The organism is Arthrobacter sp. AZCC_0090 (genome assembly GCF_014207375.1).
GTDB lineage: Bacteria > Actinomycetota > Actinomycetes > Actinomycetales > Micrococcaceae > Arthrobacter.
On record NZ_JACHEE010000018.1, the window covers coordinates 63051 to 69893 of the forward strand.

Consider the following 6843-nt stretch of genomic DNA (forward strand, 5'->3'; position numbering starts at 1 on the left):
CATGTCCACTGCTGCCATGGCGCAGCCGGAGTTCGTGGAGTTCGACCCGGAGCGTGCAACCCGCAGGGTCATTCGCCCGCGCGGCCAGTCCCTGCTTTCGAGGCTCAATGAGCTGTACGTCCAGTTCCTGACGTTCGGCGTCGGCCTGATCTACGCGACAGGTCTGCTCAACGGGCTCACGGCCGCGGCGGAGCATGGCTTTGGCGGACATCTGCTTTCGGGAGGCTACGGAGTTGTGCCTGTTGAGTATGGCTTGGTCATCGCTTTTGGGCTCTTGGGTCTCGCGGCCTATTGGGTGTCCGGCCGGCTCGGGCCGCTGGCGATCACGGCCAATCAGCGGCACTGGTGGTACTCGCTGGCTATCAACCGCGAACCCCTTTTGGCCCGAGGCTTGCGCCGCGCAGTCTGGGCTGCCGCCGTCGTCGGGGGTCTCACTACCATTCCCGTAGCGATCATCAGGGGCTCGAATGCGGCGGTGTTTGCCGGCCGAATCCTGGCGGGGGCGCTGACGGGTGCGGCGATCCTCGCGCTGGCGGCCTTCGCCCAGACGCGCTCGGCAGCGTCGGCCGGGACACCGGCCCAGCGTCCAGCTCGACAGCAGGGCCAGGCGAGCAGATGGATCTTGGCGGCTGTCTCGGCAGTACTCGGTGCGATGCTGTTCGGGACACTGCAAGGCAACTGGATCTTCGCCGTCGCCCCTGCCGCGGCTTTGGTGGCTGCGGTTCCTGGCATGCGAAACAAGCTCTCGAGCGTCCGCACGACCTCGCTGCTCAAGGCCGGGTCCGCGAGGGGACATGTCCAGGCTGCGCTGACATTGATGGACACTGGGGAGCTCAGTGCCTCGCTTTCCAGCGGCGGCAAACGGAGCAGGGTCAAGATCCCGGGTACCCCTCAGACCCCAGCCGGCGCGCTCTTCCACGCGGAGGCAACGGTACTCGCCCGGCAACCCGGCCGGATGTGGCGCTGGGGCCTGGGCCTCGCCGTCGTTCCCTTGACGGGGCTGATCCGGACGTTCGATTCACCCATCATTCTGCTTCCCGTTCTGCTTGCCGCGGCGATCTTCTCGTCCACCGCGGCGGCCGGGCCGCTCTGGCAGTTGCGCATGGCCCCGAGTCTCGACGCCCTCCTCCCGATTTCCAGAACGGCCTCGCGCTGGGTCCACGTCGCGCTGCCGGTAATGCTGATGTCATTGTGGACGACGGCGGCTGCCGGATTCTTCGTGCTGGCCGGCGGCTTCCGTGTGGAGCTTCTGGTCCTGGGTGCGGCGGCGGGCGGTGGTTTGGGCGCCGGGATGCTGCGACGCGCATTCCGCCAGCAGGAAGACCTGACCAAGCTGGTGTACCTGATGCAGCTTGGACGCAGCGGACCGGCCATGTTGGGAACCCGGATCCGGGGCTACGTGCTGTGCCTCTTCGCCCTGGTGCCCCTGGCTTTGGGCGTGCTGTTCAACGCTCCCGAGGTCTTGGTGACGCCCGCCGTCGTGCTCAATGTGGTGCTCCTGGTGATCGGCGTGACGATGGCGGACCGCCCCTAAAGGGAGGCCTGCGCCCGAGTTCGCCGGAACGGTGCCGGCTCGCCGGAGAGTTCCGGCGACCGGGGCGCGTTCCAGCGATCTCGACGGCGGCAGGCTGCTAGCGGAGGGCGGTTAGTATCCGGTTCTTGAATTCCTGCTCGCGAAAGAGGTGCTTCCACTCCACACGGACGAAGCGCCAACCGTCCTCGCTAAGAGCCTTCTCCCGGCGCCGCTCCTGCAAAATCACCTCGGCTGTTGGCTTGAAATCGAAGTACTTGATCTCGCCGTCGAATTCCAACGCGACCTTTGCCTCCCGCCAGGCGAAGTCGAGCCGATGCCGACCTGCCCGGCTGTGCACCTCAACCTGCGGTTCAGGCATCGGCAACTTCAGCCGCGAGATGAGTTCGCGGCACAAGGTTTCGCCGGCCGACTCGGATCGTGGATCGGCGTTCACCAAGGCCGTCCGAAGGTTCCTGACGCCGCGTCGGCCATCCAGTGCGTCGGCCATGGCCTTTAAGAGCGCACGATCCGCGCCAAGCCTGAGTCCGTGGTCCATGAGCACCAGCGCCTGCTTGTAGCTGAGCAGCATGGCGCAATCCACCACGGTCCGCTCCAAGGACGTGACCCGCAAGTTCCCGATTGTCACAATGTCCGTCTCGTCGAAAGGCCTGGTGTGTCCGCGGACGTCCTTGCCAAGGCGCTCGCTCGACGGCCGGACCCGCAGCAGGATGTGGATGAAGTCGTCAACATTCCAGAGGAAGAGGCGGTGCAGCCGCGCCGCCGAGGTGTGGCTATATACGAAGTCTCCCGCCGACGTCGTGAGCGTTCCATGCGCATGCGCGTAGATCAGTTGCGTGCTTCGGAGCCAAGCGGACTGCTCCTGCCAGAGGGTGGCCCGGATGTAGCAGCCGTACCGGAGCCGGACAAGCTTGCCCCGACGCACCAAGAGTTGGATTGCACGGGAATTAAGCCCATGTGCGTGGAGTTGATCGGTGCGCCAAAGGTTTCCCTTCTCCGGGAGCGAAGGGGGCTGGGAAGGCGTCATTGGTCCAGCCTCGCGGGCCGCCGGGGCCCGCGGAAGCCGCTTGGTCGGCTATGTGGAAAACGTGGGGTCGCCGGAACGGTGCCGGTTCGCCCGTACGCTCCGGCGAACCGGCACCGTTCCGGCGAGCTCGACGGCGGGAGGCGACGGCGATCTCGACGGCGGGAAAGCTACGAGTAGTACTGCCCCAAGGTCTCGGCCTTGAACTCGAAGAAGTCTCCGGATTCGATGGCCAAGCGGGCATCGTCCACCATCTTCACCACGAAGCGCTCGTTGTGGATGGAGATAAGCGTGGCCGAGACCATCTCGTGGGCCTTGTACAGGTGATGGATGTACGCCCGCGAATAGTTGGCACAGGTGTAGCAATCGCAGCCGTCCTGCAAAGGTCCGAAATCCGATTTGTAGCGTGCGCCGGACAGGTTGAACCGACCGGACGGAGTGTAGAACGCCGAGTTGCGGGCCACCCGGGTGGGGGAGACGCAATCGAAGGTGTCGGCGCCGTTTTCGATGGCGGTGAAGATGTCGTCCGGCTCGGAGATGCCCAGGAGGTGCCGGGGCTTGTTTTCGGGAAGTTCCTCGTTGCACCAACGCACAATGGTGCCGAGGTTCTCCTTCTCCAACGCCCCGCCGATGCCGAAACCGTCAAAGGGCATGCCGCCAAGGTCCCGGCAGGCCTTGCGGCGGAGGTCCTCGTACTGCGCCCCCTGGATGACGCCGAAAAGGGCTTGATACGGCTTCCCTACCCGGGAGGCAGTCAGCCGCTCATGCTCCACCACGCAGCGCTCGGCCCAGCGACGCGTCCGCTCCAGGGATTCCTCCTGGTAGCCACGGGAGTTCTGTAGGGTGGTCAGCTCGTCGAAGGCGAACATGATGTCGGCGCCGATCTGGTGCTGCACCCGCATGGAGATTTCCGGCGAGAAGCGGTGCCGGTCCCCGTTCAAGTGCGACTTGAACCAGACCCCGTCCTCGTCCACATGCGCCAGCCGCTCCTTGCCCGGGGCCACGGCGTCGTCAGGCCCGGACGTATCCACGGAGGTCATGTCGATGACCTTCTTGAACCCCGAGCCGAGGCTCATCACCTGGAATCCACCCGAGTCCGTGAAAGTGGGTCCGTCCCAGTTCATGAACGCGCCGAGCCCTCCGGCCGCGTCCAGGATCTCCGGTCCCGGCTGCAGATACAGGTGGTAAGCATTCGCCAGCAACGCCTGGGCACCGAGCTCCTTCATGGATTCCGGCAGCACGGCTTTGACCGTGGCTTTGGTCCCGACGGCAATGAATGCGGGCGTCTGGATCTGGCCGTGCGGCGTGGTGATGGTGCCGGTGCGGCCTAGGAATTCTCCGTGTTTGCCTCCGCCGTTGCGGCTGCCGCCGTCGGCGTTCAAAAGGCCCGACGACGGCGGGCATGTTTCGCTGAGCCGCGCCCCCACCTCGAAGGAGAACGCGGACTGCTGGGCGGCGGCGAGCGCGGAAGGATCGGACGCGGAGCTAGAACCGGAATGAGGCAAGGAAGAATCGGCTGGCACCGTTACAGTCTGCCAGCCTGCGAGCATGAATCGTCAGTGCGAATGCACCTCTGTGGGGTAGTTCTCAGCCTTCCAGCTGTCCCAGTGGGAGCGGATCGAGTCCAGGCTGGCCGCACCTAGGTCGTAGGTTGAAGCGATCACGATAGTGCCGCCGTCGGGCCTTTTCTCCGGAATCACCGGCTGGTCGGCCACAATCAGCAGCCCGTCACCGTGCTCCGCATAGCTGTGCACGGTGAGGCCCACCTGGTGGTTGCTCCGGAACCAGACCTTGCCGGAGAGGGCCTCGCCCGTGGGCAAGGTCAGCGAGTATTCCTCCCCAGGAGCTGGAACGTCGGCGAGCCCCAGCTTCTGGATTCCGGAACCGCTGCCGCCGGGCAGGGAGACAAAATGCGTGCGCCGGTGTCCGTGCGGATGGCGTTCCAGAGCGAATCGGAGCTGGTGCAGGAACGTCAGCCAGCCCTGGGTGATGTCCTCGTCCCAGGCCGCCCATTCCGAATCGTGGTCTAAAGCTGCCCGCGTTACGCGGACCTCGGTGCCTCCGCTGACTGGAGTGAGTTCGAAGACGTCCCCGCCGTTCACGGTGAGGCTTGTGTGGTCGGGACCCTCGACTACGGCGGTGCTGAAGTAGATTTGGTTGATTTCGTCGCCAAGCTCATCGGCCTCCCAGCCGTGCCATTGAGCCACGAGCGACGGTTCGCGCAGCGAAGTCCAAACTTGCTGCGCGTCAGCATTTACCACAACGCTCAGATTGTTCGTCATGGCCCGAATCTACCGCCGTTGGCGCGAACGCGACAGGTCTTGCGGATTCTTCCGATAGCGCCTACCCGCGCACGGCCTCGAGTTCGTTCGCGATCCGGTGATCGAGCTCGCCTACGCCGAGAGTGTTCGAGCCGCCGTGCGAACGGAGGAACAGCAGGGTTTCGAGCCGGAGTAGCCGCCATTCGCGCTCGGCATCGCGGTTGCCGTTGTCGATGGAGCGGAAGATTTCCTTGTCGTACAGATTCGGTTCGTTGAGCCCGCGCTGCCTGACTTTGGCGGCGATCCGGGCCTTGAACGGGTCAGTCTCCAAGGTGTCCGGAGCCTGCAGGAGTTGATCGTAGACCTCCGCGCGTTCCGTTTGGCCGAGCTCACGGCAAATGAAGCTTGAGAGGGCGAGGGCGCGCTCCACGGACATCCACCGGTCCCGGTTTCCGTCGTAGGGGAGCACATTGAGGATGTCCGCCACCGCGAGCGCGTGGTCGGGATCTCGTAGTTCGATGAAGAGATCGTGGGCGAGGTCGCTCAGATCCCGCAGGCAGCTTCCCGACTTCGTGTTGATGCCTTTTACAAGCCGTTCGCTCAGCACCGCGACGCCGTTCCTGCCGGGGTGTGCTTCAGCAGCTGCGGCTACCACGTCCTCGGGCGAGTCCGTCGGTTCCGGGATCAGTGACAGCGCGGCGGCACTTGGCCCACTGACGGTGGGTGCCACCGCGGGCAAAGGAGGTACGACGACGGCGGGAACTGCCTCCGCGGGCGCGTCGCCGCCGGCGGAGCTAACGCCCCCGTCGGAGGTACCGCCGTCGGGCGCGTCGCCGGGAACCGGCTCGGTCAGCGGGGCGAGCGGAACCAGCTCGGCCGACGCACCGCCGTTGTCGAGAGTGCCGGCTGCCCCGCCCACCGGCACGTTGGATCCGATGGCGATCCGCACGCTTCCGCCGTCGAGGGTGGTCACGAGGACGAGGGCGGGCACGCCAAAATCGTCGTGTTCGAGCTCGATGTGCGTGATTTCCTCCGCGGGACCATCCCCGGGGAGGAACAGGTAGTCCCCGATTTGGAGGACCCCAGCCTGCTTTTCATGGTACTGCTGGTCGGCTGGGCTGTGAGTCATCGGAAGTCCTTTGGTTCTCTTGGGGTCCGCCCAACAGTCTATAAAACCCCACCGAGCAAATCGGGGAGGCGGCTCCTACCCGCCGTTGCCGCTACTGTCCGACGCCGGCGAACGCCAAAGCCTGGCGCACCAGATTACCGCGACCGCCGCTGAATTCCTGCTGGACGTCGTCGCTGAGGATCTCCTGAGGAGTCATCCACGTCAGCTCGAGGGCGTCCTGGCGGGGTTCGCACTCGCCCGTGACGGGGATGACGTAGACGAGGGACACGGCGTGTTGGCGATCGTCCGTGAAACCGGTTTGCGACGGCGCCGGGAAGTACTCGGCCACCGTAAACGGCACCGGACTGACCGGCAACTGGGGGAACGCCAGCGGGCCAAGGTCCTTTTCCATGTGCCGTAACAGCGCGGCACGGATGGTTTCGCGATAGAGCACACGGCCGGAAACGAAGGAACGGACCATGGTGCCGTCGGCATCGCCCTGAAGGAGGGTGCCTACCTCGTTGACGAAGCCGAGGGGATCCAGACGCACGGGAACCGCCTCCACATAAACCATGGGGAGGCGGCCGCGGGCTTCGAAGAGGTCTTCGTCGGAAAGCCAGCCGGAGTAGGGATCAGGGGTACGAACACTCATGGTTAAGTTCTACCCCATCCCATGCCGTTCCGGGCTTTAGGAATCAGAGAGCCAGGATTGCGTCGAGCGCAAGATCAGGAACGCTCGCTCACGTTTGTAGCCATATTTAGGAACGCCCCTGCAGATCTGCACGCGGGTTTGGGCAGCCGGCTTCATATGTGAGCGGGCGTTGGGGGCGGGTTCAGGGGGTCGTTGCAACACCTGAGTGATTGGTGGGTGTTGTGGTGGGTGTTGGTCGGCCTGAGGTGTTGCGTGAGGTTGTGCGGG

Annotated in this window: 6 protein-coding genes; 1 reads left to right on the plus strand and 5 read right to left on the minus strand. The window is 64.9% G+C overall.

Translation table 11 applies throughout. From position 1 onward, the window contains the following. Window position 1: 1 nt before the first annotated feature. Complete coding sequence (locus HNP00_RS21510) at window positions 2–1534, plus strand: DUF6297 family protein (RefSeq protein ID WP_260405107.1); 1533 nt, start codon at window positions 2–4, stop codon at window positions 1532–1534. Window positions 1535–1631: 97 nt separating this feature from the next. Here the strand turns inward: HNP00_RS21510 and HNP00_RS21515 are convergent, their stop codons facing one another. From HNP00_RS21515 to HNP00_RS21535, 5 genes are all read right to left on the minus strand, one after another. Next, window positions 1632–2558, minus strand: a complete 927-nt coding sequence (locus tag HNP00_RS21515; protein ID WP_184741752.1) for a type IV toxin-antitoxin system AbiEi family antitoxin domain-containing protein — start codon at window positions 2556–2558, stop codon at window positions 1632–1634. 167 nt (window positions 2559–2725) lie between these two features. Further along, window positions 2726–4060, minus strand: a complete 1335-nt coding sequence (tgt, locus tag HNP00_RS21520) for a tRNA guanosine(34) transglycosylase Tgt (RefSeq protein WP_184741758.1) — start codon at window positions 4058–4060, stop codon at window positions 2726–2728. Window positions 4061–4111: 51 nt separating this feature from the next. Beyond that, entirely contained in the window at window positions 4112–4837 is a 726-nt protein-coding gene (locus HNP00_RS21525) for an SRPBCC domain-containing protein (RefSeq protein ID WP_184741753.1), read from the minus strand. A 61-nt stretch (window positions 4838–4898) separates the two neighbouring features. Beyond that, window positions 4899–5945, minus strand: a complete 1047-nt coding sequence (locus tag HNP00_RS21530; RefSeq protein WP_184741754.1) for a DUF6707 family protein — start codon at window positions 5943–5945, stop codon at window positions 4899–4901. Between the two features lie 91 nt (window positions 5946–6036). Next, window positions 6037–6576: an NUDIX hydrolase family protein gene (locus tag HNP00_RS21535; protein ID WP_059388553.1), complete on the minus strand. Its 540-nt coding sequence runs from the start codon at window positions 6574–6576 to the stop codon at window positions 6037–6039. Between the last annotated feature and the right edge of the window lie 267 nt (window positions 6577–6843).

Excerpts from the sequence above, each read along its gene's own strand:
- HNP00_RS21510 (WP_260405107.1), top strand. The coding sequence starts at position 2 with ATGTCCACTGCTGCCATGGCGCAGCCGGAGTTCGTGGAGTTCGACCCG.
- HNP00_RS21525 (WP_184741753.1), bottom strand. The coding sequence starts at position 4,837 with ATGACGAACAATCTGAGCGTTGTGGTAAATGCTGACGCGCAGCAAGTT.
- HNP00_RS21515 (WP_184741752.1), bottom strand. The coding sequence starts at position 2,558 with ATGACGCCTTCCCAGCCCCCTTCGCTCCCGGAGAAGGGAAACCTTTGG.
- HNP00_RS21535 (WP_059388553.1), bottom strand. The coding sequence starts at position 6,576 with ATGAGTGTTCGTACCCCTGATCCCTACTCCGGCTGGCTTTCCGACGAA.
- HNP00_RS21530 (WP_184741754.1), bottom strand. The coding sequence starts at position 5,945 with ATGACTCACAGCCCAGCCGACCAGCAGTACCATGAAAAGCAGGCTGGG.